This window comes from Knoellia pratensis (assembly GCF_042666395.1).
In the GTDB taxonomy this organism is placed as follows: domain Bacteria; phylum Actinomycetota; class Actinomycetes; order Actinomycetales; family Dermatophilaceae; genus Knoellia; species Knoellia pratensis.
Window position 1 is genome coordinate 550,881 of the sequence record NZ_JBHTDJ010000003.1, and the last position, 22,051, is coordinate 572,931.

Genomic DNA, 22,051 nt, shown 5'->3' on the forward strand with positions numbered 1-22,051 from the left:
GATCCGCGGTGTTGAATGCAGGTATGAAGCGCATCGGATTCCTGTCCTTCGGCCACTGGAACCCTCACCCGCAGTCGGCAGTCCGCACGGCGTCCGATGTGTTGCTGCAGTCGATCGAACTGGCGGTCGCGGCCGAGGAACTGGGTGCCGACGGGGCGTACTTCCGGGTGCACCACTTTGCCCAGCAGCTCGCGTCGCCCTTCCCGCTGCTCGCCGCCGCCGGGGCGAAGACGCGCCGGATCGAGCTGGGCACGGGCGTCATCGACATGCGCTACGAGAACCCGCTCTACATGGCCGAGGACGCCGGAGCGGCGGACCTCATCGCGCAGGGACGACTTCAGCTCGGTATCAGCCGAGGATCGCCCGAGCAGGTCATCGACGGCTACCGGCATTTTGGTCACGACCCCCGTGAAGGTGAGTCGGACGCCGACATGGCGCGACGGCATACGGCCGAGTTCCTCACCGTGTTGGACGGCGACGGATTCGCCGAGCCCAACCCACGCCCGATGTTCCCCAACCCGCCCGGTCTGCTGCGCGTCGAACCGCACTCCGCGGGCCTGCGCGACCGCATCTGGTGGGGGGCCGGCACCCGCGCGACCGCAGTGTGGACCGCACAGCAGGGGATGAACCTCATGAGCTCGACGCTGCTCACCGAGGACACGGGTGTCCCCTTCCACCAGCTGCAGGCCGAGCAGATCCAGATGTTCCAGGACGCCTGGCGCGAGGCCGGCCACGAGCGGACACCGCGGACGTCGGTGAGCCGCAGCATCTTCCCGCTGGTGACGGCACAGGATCATGCCTACTTCGGCGCGGACCGGCGCAGCACCGACCAGGTCGGGATGATCGACGGTGGGCTCGCTCGCTTCGGGAAGTCGTATGCCGCAGAGCCGGACGAGCTGGTGCGCCAGCTCGCGCAGGACGAGGCCATTGCAGCGGCGGACACCCTGCTCCTGACGATCCCGAACACGCTCGGCGTGGACTACAACGCCCACATTCTCGAGAGCATCCTCACCCACGTGGCTCCGGCCCTGGGCTGGCGCGACTGACGTGGGTCCGGTTACGGGCTCGTCACGTCACTCACTCGCACGTCATAGGTTTTCAAGGTCATAGATGAGGGCGACGGCGCCGCTGTCGAAGGCGCGTTGCTCGCGCAGTGTGAGCTTGGATGTGAAGCCGTCAGGCAGCCAGGGGAGTCCGCCGCCGGCGACGTGAGGCATGACGTATGCCGTGATCTCGTCCACCAGCCCCGCCTTGAGGGCGTGTGACGCGAGGGTCGGTCCGCCGATGCTCACGTCGGTCGGGCTCTCTCGCACCAGGGTGGCGAGTCGATCGAGGTCGAGATGGTCCCAGAGCTCGGTCCGGGGCTCGGGAGGCGGGTCCATCGTCGTAGACACGATGACCTTGTCGGTCTGCTGCCAGATGGCGGCGAACTCGTCGTGCTCGGGTGCGCCGAGCTCGCCCGGAGGGGGGTCCTGCCAGTAGCGCATCGTCTCCCACAGGCCCCGGCCGTAGACGTGGGTCCGCACGTCGCGCTCCTGCTCGTTGACGAACGAGTGCAGATCGTGGTCGGGTCTCGCCCAGGCAAACGAGCCCGAAGTGTCACGGGCGTAACCGTCGAGGGAGACGATCATCCCGTAGCGCAGGCGTCCCATCAGGACACCTCTGTCTGGCCGAGACCCTTGCGCTGCCAGAACTGGTGGACGTAGCCCGGCCTGGCGGAGGTCACGGTCTGGATGTCGAACTGGGACTCGATGCCTTCGAGGCCCTCCCAGAGAGACTCGCCGCGACCCAGGACGATGGGCGCGATGACGAGGTGAAGGACGTCGACGAGGCCGGCCTTGAGGAACTCGCGCACGACCATGGCACCACCGCCGATGCGAACGTCGAGGTCACCCGCGGCCTCACGCGCCGTGGCCAGGACCTGCTCGGGGGTGCCGTCGACGAAGTGGAACGTCGTCCCGCCCTCCATCTGGATCGGTTCGTGGGGGTGGTGCGTCATCACGAAGACCGGGGTGTGGAAGGGCGGGTTCTCTCCCCACCATCCGCGCCACGTGTCGTCGGTCCACGGGCCGGGGTAGGGCCAGTACTTGCGCCGTCCCATGATCTCCGCGCCGACCGACCCGTCGTCGTAGCTCACAGCGGCGAGGGCTCCGTCGACGCCGTACTTGGCCTTGGTCTGACCGCCGGTCTCGGGCGGAAACATCCACGCATGGAGGCGCTCGCCGGCATGACCGAACGGTGTGTCGAGTGACTGGCCCTCACCACTGGCGAAGCCGTCGACGGAGATGGTGAACGCTGCGACCCGAACGATGGACATGTCGTGCTCCTTGGCGAGAGTGATTGCGAAGTGCAACCAGAACTCAGGCTAGAGTAGAGTGGTTGCTGATCGCAAGCACTATCGCCACACGACTTCCCGAGGAGAGACATGCGCGGTGAGCCACGGTCGGGTTGCGCGATCAACGCCGCCGTCGAGGCCCTCGGTGACCCCTGGAGCGTCATCGTGCTGCGCGACATGATGTTCGGCGACCGCCGCTACTTCCGTGAACTCCTCACCGGCTCCGACGAGGGCATTGCGAGCAACGTTCTCTCGTCGCGGCTCAAGGCGCTGGTCGCCGGCGGAATCCTCACCCGTGACGACGCAACGCGGGGCCAGCGCGCTCGCTACAGCCTCACCGAGGCCGGGATCCAGACCCTGCCAGTCCTCGTTGCGCTCGGTACCTGGGGTCGGGCCCACCGTGAGACCACGCCCGAACTCACCATCCGGCAGCAGCTCATGGAGGAGGGCGGCCCCACGATGGTCGCCGAGCTCATGGACGAGCTGCGCGCCCGCCACCTCGGCGCACCCCTGCCACCCAGCGAAGGTCCACGGGCGAGCGAAAGGCTGCGGACGGCATACGAGAAGGTCGTTGCGAAGCAGGCATCCGCATAGGCGCCGAGCCGTCTCGGTGTGCGCAAACTCTCGTCTGCCCAGACCCGGCCCACCGGTAGGGTGACGAGAGGTTCGCAGACCTCCGGACGACAGGTGCGGACTTGACCCGATCGGCTGAGGAGCAGTGGATGACGGTGGCCCCCAAGCGGCCCGCAGCGATGGCGCTGGCGGCACACTTCCCGGAACGCACGCAGGAGCAGTGGCGAGACCTCGTCGCGGGTGTGGTCAACAAGGGGCGAACCGAGGACCAGCACCTCAGCGGTGAAGACGCTGTCGCCTCCATGCGCACGCACCTCGAGGGTGGCCTCGACATCGAGCCGCTCTACACGAAGTCCTCGGAGCCTGCGCCGCTCGGCGTGCCCGGCGCGATGCCCTTCACCCGTGGCCGCGCCCTGCGCGATGCCGATGTCCCTTGGGATGTGCGTCAGCTGCACGACGACCCCGACGCCGCCGCAACCCGCAAGCTCGTCCTCGCCGACCTCGAGAACGGCGTGACCTCCGTGTGGCTCCACGTCGGCGTCGACGGTCTGGCCCCCTCCGACGTGGCCGAAGCCCTGGCCGACGTCCGCCTCGACCTGGCCCCGGTCGTTGTCTCCTCGTGGGACGACCAGGCCGCTGCCGCAGACGCCCTGTATGCCGTCCTGTCCGGTTCTCGTGCGGGCTCGGGCAACCTCGGCCACGACCCGCTCGGTGCCGCGGCACGCACCGGCTCGGCGCCCGACCTGACGCCATTGGCCGACGCGGTTCGCCGCCTCGCCGACCATGGCGAGGTTCGTGCCATCACGATCGACACCCGGGTCCATGGCGATGCGGGTGCGACGGTGACCGACGAGGTCGCCTTCGCGCTCGCGACGGGGGTGGCCTACCTGCGTCACCTCGAGTCCGAGGGCGTCGATGTCGCGGAGGCGTTCCGCCACATCGAGTTCCGGGTCAGTGCGAGCGCCGACCAGTTCCTCACTGCGGCCGCGTTGCGCGCCCTGCGCCGTGCCTGGGCGCGCATCGGGGAGAGTGTCGGCGTCCCCGAGAAGTCCCGTGGTGCCTTCACCCACGCCGTGACCTCCGGGCGCATGTTCACCCGCGACGACGCCTGGACCAACATCCTGCGCAGCACTCTCGCGACGTTCGGTGCGAGCCTCGGTGGTGCCGATGCCATCACCGTGCTGCCGTTCGACACCGTGTCGGGACTGCCGACGCCCTTCTCCCGGCGCATCGCTCGCAACACCCAGATCCTCCTGGCCGAGGAGTCCAACGTCGCGCGGGTCACCGATCCTGCGGGTGGCTCCTGGTACGTCGAGACCCTCACCGACGACGTGGCCAAGGCCGCGTGGGCGACTTTCCAGGAGATCGAGGCGGTCGGCGGCATGGCTCTCGCGCTCGCGAATGGCGCTGTCGCACAGCGGATCTCGGCTGCCGTCGCCGAGCGCGATGCGGCCCTGGCAACGCGCTCCACCCCGATCACCGGTGTGAGCACCTTCCCGCTCGCTGGCGAGAAGCCGCTCGAGCGGGTGGCTCGAGCCCATTTGCCCGCGGCGCCCAATGCCCTTGTGCCGCACCGTGACTCGTCGATCTTCGAAGCGCTCCGCGACCGCTCTGCGGAATACGCCGCGAAGCACGGGCACTCACCGCGCGTCGCCGTGCCGACCCTCGACGTGCCTCGCGCCGCCGACAAGCGCATCGACGCGGTCAACCTGCTCACCGTGGCAGGCATCGACGCCGTCGAGGACGGGGCAGAGTCCGGCGCCGCACTCACTGGCAACGACCAGGGCTACGAGGGTGTCGCCAAGGACACGGACGTCGTCGCCTTCCTCTCCGCCCTCCTCGACGAGACGGGAGCTCCAGCATGAGCACCATCCCCGACTTCAGCCAGGTCGACCTCGGTGACGGGCTGCCAGCCGGCGACGCCGATGCCGAGACGCCCGACCTCGGAGCGCAGGCGTGGCTCACCCCAGAGCAGATCGAGGTGCCTCCGCTCTACACCGGCGCCGACCTCGAAGGACTCGACTTCCTCGAGACCGTGCCGGGTGCGCCGCCCTACCTGCGCGGCCCCTACCCGACGATGTACGTCAACCAGCCGTGGACGATCCGCCAGTACGCCGGGTTCTCCACCGCCGAGGAGTCCAACGCGTTCTACCGCCGCAACCTCGCTGCCGGTCAGAAGGGTCTGAGTGTCGCGTTCGACCTCGCGACCCACCGCGGCTACGACAGCGACCACCCCCGCGTCGAGGGTGACGTCGGCATGGCCGGTGTCGCGATCGACTCGATCTATGACATGCGCACCCTCTTCGACGGCATCCCGCTCGACCAGATGTCGGTGTCGATGACGATGAACGGCGCGGTCATCCCCGTGCTCGCACTCTTCGTCGTGGCGGCCGAGGAGCAGGGGGTCCCACCCGAGAAACTGTCGGGGACCATCCAGAACGACATCCTCAAAGAGTTCATGGTCCGCAACACCTACATCTATCCGCCCGAGCCGTCGATGCGGATCATCAGCGACATCTTCGCGTTCACGTCCGAGAAGATGCCGCGCTACAACTCGATCTCCATCTCCGGCTATCACATGCAGGAGGCCGGAGCGACGCAGGATCTCGAGCTCGCCTACACGCTGGCCGACGGCATCGAGTACCTCCGCGCCGGCAAGGAGGTCGGCCTCGACGTCGACCGCTTCGCCCCGCGGCTGTCCTTCTTCTGGGCCATCGGGATGAACTTCTTCATGGAGGTCGCCAAGATGCGCGCGGCCCGCCTGCTCTGGGCGCGGCTCGTCGAGGAGCAGGGCGCCAAGAACGCGAAGTCGCTCAGCCTGCGCACCCACTGCCAGACCAGTGGCTGGTCGCTCACCGCGCAGGACGTCTACAACAACGTCGTCCGCACCTGCATCGAGGCGATGGCCGCGACGCAGGGACTCACGCAGAGCCTGCACACGAATGCTCTCGACGAGGCCATCGCCCTGCCGACCGACTTCAGCGCGCGCATCGCCCGCAACACCCAGCTCGTCATCCAGCAGGAGTCGGGCACGACCCGCACCATCGACCCTTGGGCCGGCTCGGCCTACGTCGAGAGGCTGACCCACGACCTCGCCGAGCGCGCCTGGGCGCACATCGAGGAGGTCGAGGCTGCCGGTGGCATGGCCAAGGCGATCGAGGCCGGCATCCCCAAGATGCGCATCGAGGAGGCGGCCGCCCGCACCCAGGCCCGCATCGACTCGGGCCAGCAGCCGGTCATCGGCGTCAACCGCTACGTGCCGGACGGCGATGAGCCGATCGAGGTCCTGAAGGTCGACAACGCGGCGGTACGCAAGAGCCAGATCGCGAAGCTCGAGCGCCTGCGCGCAGAGCGCGACGATGACGTATGCCGCGTGGCCCTGGAGCGCCTGACCGCCGCCGCCCGCAGTGGTTCCGACGGCTCGCTCGAGACCAACCTGTTGGCCCTCGCCATCGACGCGGCCCGTGCCAAGGCCACCGTCGGGGAGATGTCCGACGCGATGGAGGAGGCGTTCGGTCGCTACACCGCCCAGATCCGTACGATCGGGGGCGTGTACTCCGACGAAGCAGGCTCCGACGCCAACGTGCGCAAGGCGCAGGGTCTCGTCGAAGAGTTCGAGGAGGCCGAGGGCCGTCGCCCGCGCATCCTCGTCGCCAAGATGGGTCAGGACGGCCACGACCGGGGACAGAAGGTCATCGCCACGGCGTTCGCCGATCTCGGCTTCGACGTCGACGTGGGCCCGCTGTTCCAGACGCCGACCGAGGTCGCGCGTCAGGCAGTCGAGTCCGACGTCCATGTCGTCGGTGTCTCGTCGCTGGCTGCTGGCCACATGACCCTCGTGCCCGCACTGCGCAAGGAGCTCGATGCGCTGGGTCGCGAGGACCTCATGATCGTGGTCGGTGGAGTCATCCCGTCCCAGGACTTCGACGACCTGCGCGCCGCCGGCGCGGACGCGATCTACCCGCCCGGCACCGTCATCTCGACGGCGGCGATCGGCCTCATCGCCGACCTGCGCTCCCGACTGGATGCCGCTGCCCAGGCCGGCGCGTGACCGACGAGCTCTTCGACGGGATCCGCGCTGGCTCGCGGACCCACATCGCGCGCGCGATCACGCTGGTCGAGTCGACCCGACCCGACCACCGCGCAAGGGCACGTGCCCTGCTGACCGAGCTCACGGCATACACGGGTTCGGCTGTGCGAGTGGGGATCTCGGGTGTTCCGGGTGCCGGGAAGTCGACCTTCGTCAACGCGATGGGAGTCCGCCTCATCGAGGGCGGGCACCGGGTCGCGGTCGTCGCCGTCGACCCGAGCTCGCGGCGCACTGGTGGATCGATCCTGGGCGACCGCACTCGCATGGCTGAGCTCAGCGCGAGCGACCACGCGTTCGTCCGGCCGAGCCCCAGTGGTCGTCACCTCGGCGGAGTGGCGCGTGCGACCCGCGAGTCGATGCTCGTCCTCGAGGCTGCGGGCTTCGATGTCGTCATCGTCGAGACCGTTGGCGTGGGGCAGAACGAGATCGCTGTCTCCGAGATGGTCGACACGTTCCTGCTGCTGACGTTGGCGCGAGCCGGTGACCAGCTGCAGGGGATCAAGCGCGGCATCCTCGAGCTCGCCGACGTCATCGCGGTCAACAAGGCCGATGGTGACGGGGAGATGCCCGCCAAGGGTGCGGCCAAGGACCTCACGGCGGCGATGCGACTCATGCTCCCCGGGGCCGACGTTCGCCGCCCGGCCGTGTTGACCTGTTCGGCCATGACCGGCGCGGGCCTCGACGAGGTGTGGGAGGCCGTGATCGAGCACCGTGCCCACCTCGAGTCGGAGGGTTCGCTCGAGGTTCGACGGGCCCAGCAGCAGCAGGACTGGATGTGGGCCCTTGTCGACGCGCACCTCACCGATGCCGTGCGAGCGGCCCCGGGAGTGAAGCAGCAGCGCGCCAAGATCGAGTCGGCGGTGCGATCCGGCGAGCTCAGCGCCGTCGACGCGGCCGCCCAGATCCTCGACGCATTCGGGCCCTGATCGGGCGATCAGCCCCGAGCGGGCGTGCGCCAGCCGGCCGGAGCCACGCCTTTTCGACGCGCCAACCACAGCAGGGCGGCGGTCACGAGTGAGGTCCCAGCGACGTTGATGGCGGCCGAGACCGGTGATCCGGTGGTAGTTCCGTCGACGAAGGACTCCTCAAGTCCGCCGAAGAGGATCCCGGTCCCCATGATCAGCACGTTGTTGACGACGTGGAGGACGATGACGGCCTCGAGCCCTCCGGTGCGCCACGCCAGCCAGCAACCGGCGACGGCCAAGGAGCCCAGTTCGATGATGATCCACGGGTCCGCGGAGCCGTGGGCCGCCGCGAAGAACGCCGTCGACAGGATCGTGGTCACGACGAGCGCCACCACGGGCGAGTGGAACCACGCTCCCACTCCTTGGACGAGCCCACCGCGGAAGGCGAGCTCCTCACCGGCCGCCTGCAGGGGAGTGGTGATCAGCGTGATCGCGAGGAGGGCGCCCCAGTGCTCGGGCCGGTCGAGGACCTCCTGGTCGAAGACCACCCAGCTCACGGCGAGATAGACCGCCCACAGGGGAGCGACGACGAGCGCGCACCACCCCAGCCAGCCCCACCGCATCCGACCGGCCACCGAGAGCACCCGCCACGGGCTCCGCCGGAATCCCACCCAGAGACCGATGAGCGTGGCCGGGATGAGGCTGGCGAGAAGGAGGTTCGTGACCAGTGCGGCCCAGGGGTTCAGCGGGTCGACAAGGGTGTCCTCACTGTCGAGGAGGCCGCCGAGCTCGCTGGGCACCATCAACGCGATGACGCAGGCGATCAGCACCGCGAGGGCAACGGCGAGCGCGAGGAGCGGGCGCCACCAGCGGTAGCGCGGTCCGCGCATCTGGTGGACAAAGGGGCGCGGCTCGCGCTCGGCTGCCTCGAGCTCCGCGGCTCGAGTCCGCTCGAGCTCGCCACGGATCCGGTATGCCGCCCGCTCCCGTGCCTGCCCGACGAACCATCCGGGTGGCTCGGTCGGGGAGACGATGACCGGGAGGCCCTGCTGGTGCGCCAGCCAGGTGGCCTGCCGGACCGGCTCGGACCCGGCGTCCCGGGGCCAGTCCATCAGCCACAGGCCGTCGAAGTGGTCGAACCTGCGGTGAGTCGCCTCCGAGGGCGCAAACGGCCACCACTCCAGGTCTGCGGCCGGTCCCACCGACTGGGCTCGGGCCTGCGCGAGTGCCTGCTGGTCCTGCTCATGGCCGGGATCCCCCACGGCGGCGATGCGCACATTCATGGTGCCCAGTCTTGCCCGAGCGCAGCGTGGTTCCACCTCCGGGGCGGGCGGCATACCTGGATTTCGTGCTCAGCGTGGGCTCCCGTAGGATGGAGCGTCGGTCTCGTGTGCACTCAGGCTTGCCTGAACCCGCACGAGCCACTTCCATGGTTCCACTGGTGGCCTCGCGCCGCACCCAGGGTGGGCCAGCAACGGATTGAGAGGGTATGGCCAAGAAGGACGGCGTCATTGAGATCGAGGGCACGATCGTTGAAGCGCTCCCCAACGCGATGTTCCGCGTGGAGCTCACCAACGGTCACAAGGTCCTCGCACACATCTCAGGCAAGATGCGTCAGCACTACATCCGGATCCTCCCCGAGGACCGCGTGGTGGTGGAGCTCAGCCCCTACGACCTGACCCGAGGCCGCATCGTCTTCCGCTACCGCTGACGTGGGTTTCACTCACTCACCGATTGGCACAGCAGTAGCACGCGCAACACCCAGAACGACCCGCACGGCTTCCGCCGCGTCGGGAGGATCGACAAGACAGCAGAGGCAATGAAGGTTCAGCCGAGCGTCAAGAAGATCTGTGACAAGTGCAAGGTGATCCGCCGCAACGGTCGGGTCATGGTCATCTGCGAGAACCCGCGCCACAAGCAGCGCCAGGGCTGATCGAAGTATCCACTTCCGAGCAATCGGAAACCTGCACGAGGCCACAGCCTTCGAGCACACGCAAGTACACGATGAGAACGCAGCGCCCGACCCCCGATTGCGTCACCTGCAGAGGTGAGCACGGGACGTCACCCTCGGCCCGGAGGCCGAGGACCGGATCAGGAAAGCCGGATCGGCGACTGCACCAGACCTCCGGAACACCAGAACAGGAACCATCACAAGATGGCACGTCTCCAAGGAGTCGATCTTCCGCGCGAGAAGCGCGTCGAGATCGCATTGACCTACATCTTCGGTGTGGGGCGCTCCAGCTCGCAGAAGGCCCTCGCGGCCACCGGCATCGACCCCAACGTCCGCGTCAAGGACCTCACCGACGTCAACCTCGTCGCGCTCCGCGACTGGATCGACGAGAACCTCAAGGTCGAGGGTGACCTCCGCCGTGAGGTCCAGGCCGACATCCGCCGCAAGGTCGAGATCGGGTCCTACCAGGGTCGCCGTCACCGTTCGGGCCTTCCGGTCCACGGTCAGCGGACCAAGACCAACGCGCGTACCCGCAAGGGCCCGAAGCGCACCGTCGCCGGCAAGAAGAAGGTTGGTAAGTAATGCCTCCCAAGGGCCGTTTGGCCGGCGCCAAGAAGGTGCGCCGCAAGGACAAGAAGAACGTTCCCGTGGGCCAGGCCCACATCAAGTCGACGTTCAACAACACGATCATCTCGATCACCGACCCCACCGGTGCCGTCATCGCCTGGGCCTCCGCCGGCCAGGTTGGCTTCAAGGGCTCGCGCAAGTCCACCCCGTTCGCCGCGCAGACCGCCGCTGAGGCTGCTGCCCGTCGCGCGATGGACCACGGCGTGCGCAAGGTCGACGTCTTCGTCAAGGGTCCCGGCTCCGGTCGCGAGACCGCGATCCGCTCCCTGACCGCGGCTGGCCTCGAGGTCGGCTCGATCCAGGACGTCACGCCCTCACCGCACAACGGTGTCCGCCCGCCCAAGCGCCGCCGCGTCTGATCGCCGCGAGAAGACGGAAAGAGAACTAGAACATGGCTCGTTATACCGGCCCCATCACCAAGAAGTCGCGTCGTCTGCGAGTTGACCTCGTCGGCGGCGACAAGAACTTCGACCTGCGCCCCTTCCCGCCCGGCCAGCACGGCCGTCGCCGGATGCAGGAGAAGGAATACCTCACCCAGCTGCAGGAGAAGCAGAAGGCTCGCTTCACCTACGGCGTCATGGAGAAGCAGTTCCGTCGCTACTACAAGGAAGCGGCGAACCGCCCCGGCAAGACCGGTGAGAACATCCTGACGATCCTCGAGTCGCGACTCGACAACGTCATCTACCGCGCGGGCCTCGCCCGCACCCGTCGTGCCGCGCGTCAGCTCGTCACGCACGGTCACTTCGAGGTCAACGGCAAGCGCGTGGACGTTCCGTCCTACCGCGTGGAGCAGTACGACATCATCACCGTGCGCAAGCAGTCGGTGGAGACGTTCCCGCTCCAGCTCGCCCGTGAGACCTTCGGCGACCGCCCCACCCCGGCCTGGCTCCAGGTCGTCCCGGGTTCGCTCCAGATCCTGATCCACTCGCTCCCCATCCGGGCGCAGATCGACTCGATCCTGACCGAGCAGCTCATCGTCGAGTTCTACTCGAAGAACTGATCAAAACCGACTTCGTGCCCGTTACGGACGGCGAGCTCCAGCGAGCTGTCCGTAACGGGCACGAAGTCGGGGCCGGACGCACTGAGGTGCGCGACCGGCATACCCCATGATTTGTCCACGTCACAGACAGAGGTGACTGGGACGGCCGGGTTCACCCGGCAGTTTCACGAGGCGTCATATAGCGGTCGCCCGTGGGAAGGAAAATCACCGTGCTCATCGCACAGCGTCCGATCCTCACCGAGGACGTCGTCTCCGAATACCGGAGCCGTTTCGTCATCGAGCCGCTCGAGCCTGGCTTCGGCTACACGCTCGGCAACTCTCTTCGTCGCACCCTGCTCTCGAGCATCCCCGGTGCCGCGGTGACGAGCATCCGCATCGACGGCGTTCTCCACGAGTTCTCCACGATCCCCGGTGTCAAGGAAGACGTCACCGAGATCATCCTCAACATCAAGGGTCTGGTCGTCTCCTCGGAGCACGACGAGCCGGTTGTCATGTACCTGCGCAAGCAGGGCTCTGGCGCCGTCACCGCCGCGGACATCGCACCGCCGGCCGGTGTCGAGGTCATCAACCCCGACCTGCACATCGCGACGCTCAACGACAAGGGCAGCATCGAGATGGAGCTGACCGTCGAGCGCGGTCGCGGCTACGTCTCGGCGCAGCAGAACAAGTCCGGCGACCAGGAGATCGGCCGCATCCCGGTCGACTCCATCTACAGCCCGGTCCTCAACGTCACCTACAAGGTCGAGCTGACCCGAGTCGAGCAGCGCACCGACTTCAACAGCCTCGTCCTCGACGTCGAGACCAAGCAGTCCGTCAGCCCCCGTGACGCGCTCGCCTCCGCCGGCAAGACCCTCGTCGAGCTCTTCGGCCTCGCCCGTGAGCTCAACGTCGAGGCCGAGGGCATCGACATGGGCCCGTCGCCGACGGACGCCGCGCTCGCCGCGGACCTCGCTCTGCCGATCGAGGACCTCGACCTCACGGTCCGTTCCTACAACTGCCTCAAGCGCGAGGGCATCCACACCGTGGGTGAGCTCGTCGGCCGCAGTGAGGCGGACCTGCTCGACATCCGCAACTTCGGTCAGAAGTCCATCGACGAGGTCAAGGCCAAGCTCCACGGCATGGGTCTCGCCCTGAAGGACAGCCCCGCCGGCTTCGACCCGAGCCAGATCGCTTCCTACGACGACGAGTTCAGCTTCGCCGACGCCGACGACGCAGAGGACGCGTCGTTCGCCGAGGACGAGCAGCTCTGACGCTGACCCACATCAAGGAGTAAAGACATGCCTACGCCCACCAAGGGTCCCCGTCTCGGAGGCGGACCGGCTCACGAGCGTCACATCCTGGCGAACCTCGTGACGTCGCTGTTCGAGCACGACTCGATCACGACCACCGAGACCAAGGCCAAGCGCCTTCGTCCGCTCGCCGAGCGCCTCGTCACCTTCGCCAAGCGCGGTGACCTCCACGCCCGTCGCCGGGTCATGACGGTCATTCGCGACAAGGGTGTCGTTCACCGCCTCTTCGTCGAGATCGCACCTGACATGGCCGAGCGCCAGGGTGGCTACACCCGCGTCACGAAGATCGGCCCCCGCAAGGGCGACAACGCCCCCATGGCGGTCATCGAGCTCGTTCGCGAGCCCGTCGCCAAGAAGGCCACCGTCAAGGAGGCCGAGGGTGCGACCAAGCGTGCGGCCAAGCAGGACGAGGCCAAGGCCGCAGCTGTCGAGACCAAGGCTGCTGAGGACGCCGCGCACGAGGCCGAGGCCACCGAGGCTGCTGCTGTCGAGCTGCCCAAGGGTGCCGTTGCCTCCACCGAGGACGGCTCCGCTCCCGAGGGCTACTCGGTCAAGGGCAACGCCGACTCCGGCAAGTACCACGTCGAGGGTTCGCAGTGGTACGACCAGACCGACGCCGAGTTCTGGTTCGCTTCGGCGGAAGACGCCAAGGCAGCCGGCTTCGAGCCTGCTGGTGGCGAGGACAAGCAGCAGGTCGAGGGCGACGACGCCTGATTCTGCTTTCGCTGTTCGCACGGGCCGTTCACCCTTCGGGGTGAACGGCCTGTGTGCTTTGCGCGTGGCCAGCGGACCAATGGACATGCAGTGGTGCCGGTTGCGCGCCACCCGTGTGCTTAGAGGTTGGCTGCCTGACTCCGCACTGCATGTCCATTGGCCCGGTCCGATCGCTCAGGTGGTGGTGCCGCCGGCTCGCCAGTAGACGCCGGCGTCGCGCTCGAGGAACTCGTTCTCGACCAGGTAGCGGCGCAGGGCTGCATGGTCGGGGTGGAAGCGGTGCATGAGGTCGTTGACCTCGGCCTCGCTGTAGCGGACGCCGGGCTCGAAGGACTGGGCGATGTGGTCGAGGACCACGAGGCGCTTGGTGAGTTTGGTGGGGATGCTCGAGAGGCGGCCGTCGGCGCCGATGAAGGCGCGCAGGACCATGTCGCGGTTGGCCAGGGCATCGGTGAGGGCTGGACGGCTCATGCTCTCGACCCTAGGGAGTGGCGGGCCCCGGCGCGAGCGAGTTGTCGGGGGCCGGGGTCCGAGTGGCCGGGCCGACGAAGTGTCTCGCGAGCGGAAGCATTGCGAGGACGAGAACCATGGGGACGGCATACCCGATCCGTAGGTTGCCGGACCCGATCGCGCCGGTGAGGACGGCACCCAAGAGGGCACCGACGTAGTTGAACTGGTTGAAGCGGGCGATGACCGCGTCGACACGGGCGCGGTGGGCGGCTTCATCGATGGGGCCCGAGGCTGGGTCGGACTCGCTGGCGATGCGGGCCGCCGCCGAGAAGGCGAGGGGGGCGATGATGGCGACGCCAAGCCCGACGACGAAGAAGCCGAGGATGCCGACCTGCCACGTCGAGCGTGGGGCGAAGACGATGATGGCCAGCCCGATGAAGGCGAGGATGCTTCCACCGCGGACCACAGTGCGGGCGCCGAGGCGTGCGGTCAGGCCGTCGCCGACGAGGCGGGCGAGCAGGGTGGCCGCGAGGTAGGGCAGCGTCGCGAGCGCAAACATGGAGCTGTTCGTCGGCGGGTTGTCGAAGACGTTGCCACTGCTGAGATAGACCGGTCCCCACGCGGTCGCGGACGTGTCGACCATGTAGAAGAGGATCAGCGCGACGCCGACGAGAAGGATGCGTGACCACGGGACGCCGAGCTGCGCTGTCGTGACGGGCGTTGCGACTGTGGGGACATCGCGTCGGAGGAGAGGGGCGCCGAGGGCGATGAGGGGAACCACGACGAGGGCCGCGACCATCGCAGGGAAGCTGACCGGCACAAAGGCCAGTCCGGTGGCGACGAGCCCACCGGCAGTCCACGCGGCGTGGAACGACGGCATGACCGGACGGCCAACCCGGGCCTCGAGTGCCACGGCCTGCATGTTGCTCGCGGCGTCATTCGCGCCGAGACCGAGACCATAGACGGCGATCCCGACGGCGAAGATCGGCAGGCTCCCGTCGCCGCGCACCCCAAAGGCGATGAGCACGAAGGCCAGGGCGATGACGGCCAGTGCGAGCCGCAGCGTGCGGGCACTGTCGGAGTTCTTGGCCAGGGCTTCGGCGACGACCGAACCCGCGCCGGAGAGCAGCACGAGCATGAGCATCAGCCCCGAGAGGGCGAGCTCCGAGAGGTCGAGCAGGTCTTGAACGACCGGCAGCCGCAGGGTGAGCGAGATGAAGAGCAGCCCTTGAACGAAGAAGGCCGCGCTGATGGCGATGCGCGCCGGTCGCAGAGTCACGAAGTGCAGCGTATGCCGTCCGCCCGCCCGGGTGCCCCGATTAGGCTGCGGACCCATGACGTCGTTGCGTGTGCGGATCGACCTCGCCTACGACGGCACCGACTTCTCCGGCTGGGCCGCGCAGCCGGGCCGCCGGACGGTCGAGGGCGAGTTGTCTGCTGCCCTGACCACGTTGCTCCGGGCTCCAGAACCGGTGCGGCTCACCGTCGCCGGGCGCACGGACGCCGGTGTCCACGCGCGCGGCCAGGTCGTGCACGCCGATGTCGACGCAACCCTGTATGCCGCCTTGCCCGGTCGGTCCTCGCGCTCACCGGAGGAAGCGGCGCGAACTCGGCTGGCCGGCATACTCCCCTCCGATGTCGTCGTGCGCGCGGTGACGCGCGCCCCGGACGGGTTCGACGCCAGGTTCGCGGCGCTCCAACGGCGGTACGTCTACCGGATCTGCGACAACCCCGGAGCTCTGGATCCGCTGCGCCGACGGGACACGGTTGTCCTCAAGGACCCTCTCGACGTGGCCGCCATGCATGAGGCAGGCGGACGGCTCGTCGGGCTCCACGACTTCGCGGCGTTCTGCAAGAAACGGGACGGTGCGACGACCGTCCGAACCCTGCTCAACTACTCCTGGGACCGCGCACCTGACGGAACTGTGCAGGCCACCGTCGTCGCGGATGCGTTCTGCCACAGCATGGTTCGCGCCCTGGTGGGTTCAGTGGTGCCGGTCGGCATGGGGCGTGCAGAGGTCGGGTTCCCCCGCGAGATCCTGACAGGAGGCGCGAGGGACCCCCGGGTCAAGGTGATGCCCGCGCACGGACTCTCGCTCGAAGAAGTGACCTATCCGGCCGATGCCGACCTCGCAGCCCGAGCCGTCGAGGCCCGCTCAACGCGCACCCTCGACTCCGACGTCTGAACGACTCGTCAGCGCGTGATGCTGACGTTTGCTCCGCTCAGATGAACGCGGAACCCGTCGGCCTCCACCTTCACCGAGGTGAGTGCCATGCCCTGGGGCACGCCCTGCACCGTGTGTCGGATCGTCACCAGCTCGCGAACCACCGCTGACGCCGCCGTATCGAGCCAGTCGGGACCGTCGAAGTCGATCGTCTCGGGCGTGATCACCAGCTGCCCGCCGACGGCGCGCACCTGGCCCGTGGTGCGCACGGTGATGTCGCGGCTGAGGATGTTGACGGTGCGGCGCAGGGAGGCGCGACCGTTGGGGGCAGCGCTGAGCGTGACCCCGGCGCCGATCTGTCCGGCCGCGCTCTCGAACGGCAGGGTCGCGTCGAGCTCGAGCCGGCCGGCCTTTAGCCCCTTGCCCGTCAGCAGGACTCCCGTGCCGACAGCGGTGACGTCCGTCAGGGGGCCGTCGCCCGTGGCCACGTCGGCGCTCGTGAGCCGGACGTCGCCGAGCCACGTGTCACCGCCTTCGAGTTCCTCCGGCGGCGAAGGGCGGGTGGGGGAGGCCGAAGGGGTCTGGGCCGTGCTGGGGCCCGAGCCGGGGCTGCCCACCGACCACACGAGGGCCAGGGCGGCAACGAGCAGGGCCACGAGCATGGTGACGGCACCGAGGATGAACTGCTTCACCCGCCACATCCTGCCCTGTGTGCCTGAGGTCACGCCCGGACGTGGGCTCAGGCACACCAGGTGAGGCCAAAGGCTTCATGTAAAGCGTTTACGCAGATAGCCTCCACCCAGTTCCTTGTGACGCCGGTTCGTGGTCACGAAGGGCTGTGTCCGCACACCAACGGGGGTGTCGCGGCGATCTTGGAGGAGCAACGATGCCCAGTCCACGCCGCGCGTATGCCGTTCTGGCCGGGGGCGCTCTCGCTCTCGCCCCGCTCGTGGAGGCCGCGATGCCGGCTGCGGCCGTGACGACGTCGGTCGCCCTCGCAGGCTCGCTCCAGTCCGAGCTCGGCTGCCCGGATGACTGGCAACCCGCGTGCAGCGCAACGGAACTGACCCGGGTCGGTGACACGACGGCATACGCCAAGACGTTCACGCTGCCGGCGGGGAGCTATGAGTTCAAGGTCGCGATCAACGACTCGTGGGACGTCAACTACGGCGCAGGAGGGGTCTTCGACGGGCCCAACATCCCGCTCGTCCTCGAGGGCTCGGCGACGTTGAAGTTCACGTATGACGACGTGAGCCACCTCGTGACCTTCACGCCGCAAGGTCTCGCCGGTGGCACGACCTCCGCCGACGCCGCCCTGGCCGCGAACTCCCTTCGCTCGCCGCTCACCAAGGAGCGGTTCTACTTCCTCATGGCTGACCGGTTCGCCAACGGCACGGCGGCCAATGACAAGGGCGGTCTCACCGGCGGGCCGCTCACCACCGGGTTCGACCCGACGCACAAGGGCTTCTATCACGGTGGCGACCTCAAGGGCGTGCTCAACAAGCTCGACTACATCAAGGGCATGGGCACGACGGCCATCTGGCTCACGCCGAGCTTCAAGAACAGCCCGTGCAGGGCAAACCGGGGGAGGAGAGCTCGGGTTATCACGGCTACTGGATCACCGACTTCACCCAGATCGACCCCCACCTCGGCACCAATGCGGAGATGAAGACGCTCATCGCGGCGGCGCACAAGAAGGGGATGAAGGTCTTCTTCGACATCATCACCAACCACACCGCTGACGTCATCGACTACAAGGGCGGCACCTACACCTACAAGTCGAAGAAGGCCTCGCCCTACAGGAACGCCACGGGCGTGGCCTTCGACGACCGCGACTACGTCAACGAGACGTTCCCGGCGATGGACCCGGCGACGTCCTTCCCCTACGTGCCGTTCTTCCACGCGGGCGACGAGAACGCCAAGACCCCCGCCTGGCTCAACAACCCGCTGATGTACCACAACCGCGGCGACTCGACCTTTGCCGGTGAGTCCTCCACCTATGGCGACTTCATCGGACTGGACGACCTCTTCACCGAGCGTCCCGAGGTCGTCGACGGGATGGGCGAGATCTACAAGGAGTGGGTCGACTTCGGCATCGACGGCTTCCGCATCGACACCGTCAAGCACGTCAACCTCGAGTTCTGGCAGAAGTTCGTGCCGGACATCCTCGGCGAGGCCAAGAGGGTCGGCAACGACGACTTCTTCGCCTTCGGTGAGGTCTACGACGGCAACCCCGCGGTCATGTCCGAGTACACGACGCGCGGCAAGCTGCAGGCCACCCTCGACTTCGGGTTCCAGCAGCAGGGTGTCGACCTCGCCAAGGGCAAGCCGGCGAACGTGCTGGCGGACTTCTTCGCCAAGGACGACTGGTACACCGACGCCGACAGCAATGCGTACCAGTTGCCGACCTTCCTCGGGAACCACGACATGGGGCGGGTTGCGATGTTCCTCAAGGAGGGCACGGCCAACGAGGCCGAGCACCTCGCCCGCGTGAAGTTCGCCGACTCGCTGATGTTCGCGACGCGCGGCAACCCGGTGACCTACTACGGCGACGAGCAGGGCTTCATCGGCACGGGTGGTGACCAGCTGGCGCGCGAGGACATGTTTGCCAGCAAGGTCGACGTCTACAACACCGAGGACGTCCTTGCCGGGCCTGAGGGGTCACGCGACCGCTACGCCACGGACCACCCGCTCTACACGCACATCCGCGATCTGTCGGCGGTGCGGGCCAAGAACCCGGCCCTCGCTGACGGCGCCCAGGTCGCGCGGTTTGCGGCCGAGGGAGCCGGGATCTTCGCGGTGTCGCGCATCGACGCCTCCCAGAAGGTCGAGTACGTTGTCGCGGCCAACAACTCGACGTCGGCAGCGTCGGCGACCTTCCCGACCTGGAGCAAGGGCAAGGGAGTCGTCTTCACCCCCATCTCGGGCACGGACACCGCGGTCAAGCCGGCCGCAGACGGGTCGCTCAAGGTCACGGTGCCGCCGCTGACGGTGAGCATCTGGAAGGCCAACAAGGCGATCAACACCTCAGGTGCTGCGCCGACGATCGAGGTGTCGACCGGTGCCGCGGCCACGGTTGCGGGTCGAGCCGAGATCTCCGCGGACGTCGCGTCGAGCACCTTTGCCCAGACGACGTTCCTCTACCGGCCGGTCGGCACGACGCAGTGGCGCAGCATCGGGACCGACGACAACGCTCCGTTCCGCGTCTTCCACGACGTTGCGGGTATGCCGCTGGGCTCGGTTCTCGAGTACCGCGCGGTCGTGCGCGACGCGGCTGGTCGGGTGGCTGCTGACGGCACCTGGGCCAGCGTGGTCGCCGACACGGGTCCGCCTGTGGAGGCCGAGATCGGTGACTCGCCGGCGACCCAGCCGACGAGTGTCGTTCCGGCAGGTACCCACAACACCGAGATGGGTTGTGCCACTGACTGGGAACCGTCGTGCGTCGACGCCCGGCTGGCCCTCGACGCCAAGGACAAGATCTGGAAGGGCGCCTTCACCCTGCCGGTCGGGCCATACGCCTACAAGGCTGCGCTCAACGGATCGTGGACGGAGAACTACGGCGACAAGGGTCTGCGCGACGGCGCGAACATCTCGTACGAGACCTTGGACGGCACGGTGACCTTCTACTACGACCCGACGACGCACTGGGCCACGTCGGACGAGCAGACGGAGATCATCACTGTGCCGGGTTCGTTCCAGTCCGAGCTGGGCTGTCCGGCGGACTTCTCGCCGGACTGCATGCGTCCGTGGCTGCAGGACAAGGACGGCGACGGCATCTTCAGCTGGGCGACGACGAAGATCCCGGCAGGCAGTTGGACGTTCAAGGTGGCTCACGGCCTGTCGTGGACCGAGAACTACGGCGATGGTGGCGTGCCGGGCGGCGCCAACATGACGGTCACGGTGGCGAGTGACGGCGCCAAGACGTCCTTCACCTACAACTCGGCGACCCACCTCACGACCGTCACGAGCCAGTGACGTCCCTTGCGTCTGCGGATGTGGTGGCTCTATCGACCACATCCGCAGACGCAAGAGTGCGTTCGCGGCGACGGGCTGGCAGGAAGCAGACGAAGCCCACGGTGCTCACCACCCCGGCGACCACCATGGCGGTGCCGATCGATGTGCGAGCAGCGAGGAGGCCGAGCAGGGGGCCGACGATGGCGCCGCCACCCTGCATCGCCAGGGAGCCCATCGACAGGATCGTGGCGCGGTTCTTCGAGCTGGCCTCCCGGTGCATGAGCCCCATGTAGGCGGGGCTCGCGGCTCCGTGCATCGTGTAGGTGAACAGGTAGGCGGCGATGAGCGCGGCCGGTCCGAGGGCCAGGCCCATGACCACCACGCCGAGCCCGTTGATGACCCGGCCGAGGATCGCCGCTCGCACCAGGCCGAGCCGATCGGCCAGCTTGCCGCCGAGCCAGGACCCGAACGAGAACAGCGCCCAGCCACCCGCAGCAGCCGGTCCCATCCAGACACCAGCCCGGGTCTCCGAGCCGAGGAGCTCGGCAAGTCGCAACGGCAACAGCGTTTCGTAAGCCATCATCCCGGTGACCCAGAACAGTTCGACGAGCACGAGGCTGCGCAGGACCGTGTTGGTGCGCAGGAGGCGCAGCCCGTCTCGGACGACGGTGGGCGTCTCTCTCACCGACGAGGCGAGCCTCGGGGCGAGTCGACCCGCGCTGCGGGGTGTCTCGCGCAGCAGCACCAGGGTTGCCAGGAGGTGCACGACGCACAGGGCGACGAAGACCTGGACGGGCAGCAGCAGCGCGCTGGACTCCTTGAACGGGTGCCATGCCACGAGTCCGCCGGAGATGAGGGCGCCCCCGCCCATGCCGACGCCGACGAGGACGCCCTGGATGGACATCGCGCCGTGCACGTCCGCACCCGGCTCGACGTCATGCACCGTGTCGACGTACCACGCCTCGAGGGGGCCGGAGTCGAGGGCGCGATAGACGCCCATGAGTCCGGCGGCGAGCGCGAACGTCCAGAACGACTGCGCGAAGAGGAAGGCGAAGCCGGCCACGATGTTCACCAGTCCAGCGGCCAGGAGCACGGGCTTGCGACCGAGCACGTCGGCGAACCCGCTCGTCGGCAGCTCGAGCAGGAGGACCATGATCCCCTGCGCCGTCATGTAGAGCGTGATCTGCTGCACGGACATGCCGCGCTCGCGGGCGATGAGCGTGAAGAGTCCGACGACGAAGCCGACCGGCAACCACCGGGTGGTCGACAGCAGGTAGAAGACACGGCGCGCGGCGACGGGGGAGAGGTTGGTGCTCATGACTCCTCCCCACGCGGGATGCGGTCGAGGTCCAGCGGGTAGGTGACGTTGTAGACGGCGAGGCGGCGCGCGGCCGGATTGCCCTGTCCCACACGGCGATAGCGCGCGACGACCTCATCGATCTCGGCCGACATCTCTCGAAGTTGTGAGGGTGTGGCGATGACATAGGAGTCGTTCATCCCGGCCGCGTCGCGCCAAGCGATCGGCCAGGCGGCCTCGACGTCGAGCCACTTCTCGAACTGCTCGGCGAAGTGGCGGGTGTAGTCGCGCACCAGCCAGTTGAGTGCCGTCTCGGAGTCCTCGTCTCCGTCGAAGTCGCTCGGTTCGAACGTGTGGCTCTCGGTGGCGGCCCGCCACAGTCGTCTCTTGCCCTCGCCCTCGCCGGTGTCGGCGACGAGCCCGACGGACTCGAGCTTGCGTAGGTGGTAGCTGGTGGCGCCCGAGTTGGTGCCGAGGGAGGTCGCGAGGTCGGTTGCCGTCGCCGGCCCTGCGCGCCGCAGACTGGAGAGCAGTCGTGACCGGAGCGGGTGAGCGAGGACCTTGAGCGAGACGGCGTCGAGGCGGAGGCCGGTGAGGCCTGCGTTGTCGAACGTTTCGGAGGGCATGTGTGCACAATACCTGTGCACACTCTGTTTGCACAACCTTTCTGTATGCCGGATTCTCACCTGCGTTTGTGCAGG

At 68.0% G+C, this 22,051-nt stretch carries 23 protein-coding genes; 15 read left to right on the forward strand and 8 right to left on the reverse strand.

Annotated features, from left to right (window positions below; genetic code table 11):
• The first annotated feature begins 23 nt into the window (after positions 1-23).
• The gene (locus ACFQRE_RS12525) at positions 24-1,046 is read left to right on the forward strand and encodes an LLM class flavin-dependent oxidoreductase (RefSeq protein WP_380122748.1); all 1,023 of its coding nucleotides are present in this window, start codon (positions 24-26) and stop codon (positions 1,044-1,046) included.
• 42 nt (positions 1,047-1,088) lie between these two features.
• Here ACFQRE_RS12525 and ACFQRE_RS12530 read toward each other — a convergent pair whose 3' ends face one another.
• Positions 1,089-1,652: a dihydrofolate reductase family protein gene (locus tag ACFQRE_RS12530; RefSeq protein ID WP_380122750.1), complete on the reverse strand. Its 564-nt coding sequence runs from the start codon at positions 1,650-1,652 to the stop codon at positions 1,089-1,091.
• Positions 1,652-2,317, reverse strand: a complete 666-nt coding sequence (locus ACFQRE_RS12535) for a dihydrofolate reductase family protein (RefSeq protein WP_380122752.1) — start codon at positions 2,315-2,317, stop codon at positions 1,652-1,654. The genes ACFQRE_RS12530 and ACFQRE_RS12535 overlap by 1 nt, the downstream gene beginning before the upstream one ends.
• Positions 2,318-2,425: 108 nt before the next feature.
• On the opposite strand from ACFQRE_RS12535, the gene ACFQRE_RS12540 reads away from it, so the two are divergent.
• The 4 genes from ACFQRE_RS12540 to meaB all read left to right on the forward strand — a co-directional run bounded on the left by ACFQRE_RS12540 (position 2,426) and on the right by meaB (position 7,924).
• Positions 2,426-2,929, forward strand: a complete 504-nt coding sequence (locus tag ACFQRE_RS12540; RefSeq protein ID WP_380122754.1) for a winged helix-turn-helix transcriptional regulator — start codon at positions 2,426-2,428, stop codon at positions 2,927-2,929.
• A 128-nt stretch (positions 2,930-3,057) separates the two neighbouring features.
• The gene (locus tag ACFQRE_RS12545; RefSeq protein ID WP_380122756.1) at positions 3,058-4,773 is read left to right on the forward strand and encodes a methylmalonyl-CoA mutase subunit beta; all 1,716 of its coding nucleotides are present in this window, start codon (positions 3,058-3,060) and stop codon (positions 4,771-4,773) included.
• The gene (gene scpA / locus ACFQRE_RS12550; RefSeq protein WP_380122758.1) at positions 4,770-6,959 is read left to right on the forward strand and encodes a methylmalonyl-CoA mutase; all 2,190 of its coding nucleotides are present in this window, start codon (positions 4,770-4,772) and stop codon (positions 6,957-6,959) included. The genes ACFQRE_RS12545 and scpA overlap by 4 nt, the downstream gene beginning before the upstream one ends.
• Complete coding sequence (gene meaB, locus ACFQRE_RS12555) at positions 6,956-7,924, forward strand: methylmalonyl Co-A mutase-associated GTPase MeaB (protein WP_380122760.1); 969 nt, start codon at positions 6,956-6,958, stop codon at positions 7,922-7,924. Before scpA ends, meaB begins: the two co-directional genes overlap by 4 nt.
• 8 nt (positions 7,925-7,932) lie before the next feature.
• On the opposite strand, the gene ACFQRE_RS12560 is transcribed toward meaB, so the two are convergent.
• Positions 7,933-9,186, reverse strand: a complete 1,254-nt coding sequence (locus ACFQRE_RS12560; RefSeq protein WP_380122762.1) for a CPBP family intramembrane glutamic endopeptidase — start codon at positions 9,184-9,186, stop codon at positions 7,933-7,935.
• A gap of 206 nt (positions 9,187-9,392) precedes the next feature.
• On the opposite strand from ACFQRE_RS12560, the gene infA reads away from it, so the two are divergent.
• The 7 genes from infA (at position 9,393) to rplQ (ending at position 13,484) form a co-directional block, all read left to right on the forward strand.
• Positions 9,393-9,614 carry a translation initiation factor IF-1 gene (infA, locus tag ACFQRE_RS12565; RefSeq protein ID WP_006946284.1) on the forward strand — a complete coding sequence of 74 codons (222 nt, stop codon included), beginning with the start codon at positions 9,393-9,395 and terminating at the stop codon, positions 9,612-9,614.
• 108 nt (positions 9,615-9,722) lie between these two features.
• Complete coding sequence (gene rpmJ, locus ACFQRE_RS12570; RefSeq protein ID WP_009775928.1) at positions 9,723-9,836, forward strand: 50S ribosomal protein L36; 114 nt, start codon at positions 9,723-9,725, stop codon at positions 9,834-9,836.
• A 222-nt stretch (positions 9,837-10,058) separates the two neighbouring features.
• A complete protein-coding gene (gene rpsM, locus ACFQRE_RS12575) occupies positions 10,059-10,436 on the forward strand; it encodes a 30S ribosomal protein S13 (RefSeq protein ID WP_009775927.1) in 378 nt (125 codons plus the stop codon).
• The gene (rpsK, locus tag ACFQRE_RS12580) at positions 10,436-10,840 is read left to right on the forward strand and encodes a 30S ribosomal protein S11 (RefSeq protein ID WP_009775926.1); all 405 of its coding nucleotides are present in this window, start codon (positions 10,436-10,438) and stop codon (positions 10,838-10,840) included. Before rpsM ends, rpsK begins: the two co-directional genes overlap by 1 nt.
• Positions 10,841-10,872: 32 nt before the next feature.
• Complete coding sequence (gene rpsD, locus ACFQRE_RS12585) at positions 10,873-11,481, forward strand: 30S ribosomal protein S4 (RefSeq protein WP_009775925.1); 609 nt, start codon at positions 10,873-10,875, stop codon at positions 11,479-11,481.
• 209 nt (positions 11,482-11,690) lie between these two features.
• Positions 11,691-12,731 carry a DNA-directed RNA polymerase subunit alpha gene (locus ACFQRE_RS12590; protein ID WP_380122765.1) on the forward strand — a complete coding sequence of 347 codons (1,041 nt, stop codon included), beginning with the start codon at positions 11,691-11,693 and terminating at the stop codon, positions 12,729-12,731.
• Positions 12,732-12,758: 27 nt separating this feature from the next.
• Entirely contained in the window at positions 12,759-13,484 is a 726-nt protein-coding gene (gene rplQ / locus ACFQRE_RS12595) for a 50S ribosomal protein L17, sunset domain variant (RefSeq protein WP_380122767.1), read from the forward strand.
• Between the two features lie 174 nt (positions 13,485-13,658).
• Here the strand turns inward: rplQ and ACFQRE_RS12600 are convergent, their stop codons facing one another.
• Positions 13,659-13,955, reverse strand: a complete 297-nt coding sequence (locus tag ACFQRE_RS12600) for a DUF2087 domain-containing protein (RefSeq protein ID WP_380122769.1) — start codon at positions 13,953-13,955, stop codon at positions 13,659-13,661.
• Between the two features lie 10 nt (positions 13,956-13,965).
• Positions 13,966-15,213: an MFS transporter gene (locus ACFQRE_RS12605; RefSeq protein ID WP_380122771.1), complete on the reverse strand. Its 1,248-nt coding sequence runs from the start codon at positions 15,211-15,213 to the stop codon at positions 13,966-13,968.
• Positions 15,214-15,268: 55 nt separating this feature from the next.
• On the opposite strand from ACFQRE_RS12605, the gene ACFQRE_RS12610 reads away from it, so the two are divergent.
• A complete protein-coding gene (locus tag ACFQRE_RS12610) occupies positions 15,269-16,120 on the forward strand; it encodes a tRNA pseudouridine synthase A (protein ID WP_380122773.1) in 852 nt (283 codons plus the stop codon).
• Positions 16,121-16,128: 8 nt separating this feature from the next.
• Here the strand turns inward: ACFQRE_RS12610 and ACFQRE_RS12615 are convergent, their stop codons facing one another.
• Positions 16,129-16,791 (reverse strand): LmeA family phospholipid-binding protein, encoded by a 663-nt coding sequence (locus tag ACFQRE_RS12615; RefSeq protein ID WP_380122775.1) that lies wholly within the window; start codon positions 16,789-16,791, stop codon positions 16,129-16,131.
• A gap of 194 nt (positions 16,792-16,985) precedes the next feature.
• Here ACFQRE_RS12615 and ACFQRE_RS12620 point away from each other — a divergent pair, with 194 nt between their 5' ends.
• Positions 16,986-17,768, forward strand: coding sequence for a pullulanase X25 domain-containing protein (locus ACFQRE_RS12620; protein ID WP_380122778.1), 783 nt, complete (start codon positions 16,986-16,988; stop codon positions 17,766-17,768).
• Positions 17,669-20,074: an alpha-amylase family glycosyl hydrolase gene (locus ACFQRE_RS12625; protein ID WP_380122780.1), complete on the forward strand. Its 2,406-nt coding sequence runs from the start codon at positions 17,669-17,671 to the stop codon at positions 20,072-20,074. The genes ACFQRE_RS12620 and ACFQRE_RS12625 overlap by 100 nt, the downstream gene beginning before the upstream one ends.
• On the opposite strand, the gene ACFQRE_RS12630 is transcribed toward ACFQRE_RS12625, so the two are convergent.
• Both ACFQRE_RS12630 and ACFQRE_RS12635 read right to left on the reverse strand, forming a co-directional pair.
• Positions 20,061-21,371 (reverse strand): MFS transporter, encoded by a 1,311-nt coding sequence (locus tag ACFQRE_RS12630; protein ID WP_380122782.1) that lies wholly within the window; start codon positions 21,369-21,371, stop codon positions 20,061-20,063. The two genes, ACFQRE_RS12625 and ACFQRE_RS12630, sit on opposite strands and share 14 nt — an antisense overlap.
• Entirely contained in the window at positions 21,368-21,976 is a 609-nt protein-coding gene (locus tag ACFQRE_RS12635) for an ArsR/SmtB family transcription factor (RefSeq protein ID WP_380122784.1), read from the reverse strand. Before ACFQRE_RS12635 ends, ACFQRE_RS12630 begins: the two co-directional genes overlap by 4 nt.
• Between the last annotated feature and the right edge of the window lie 75 nt (positions 21,977-22,051).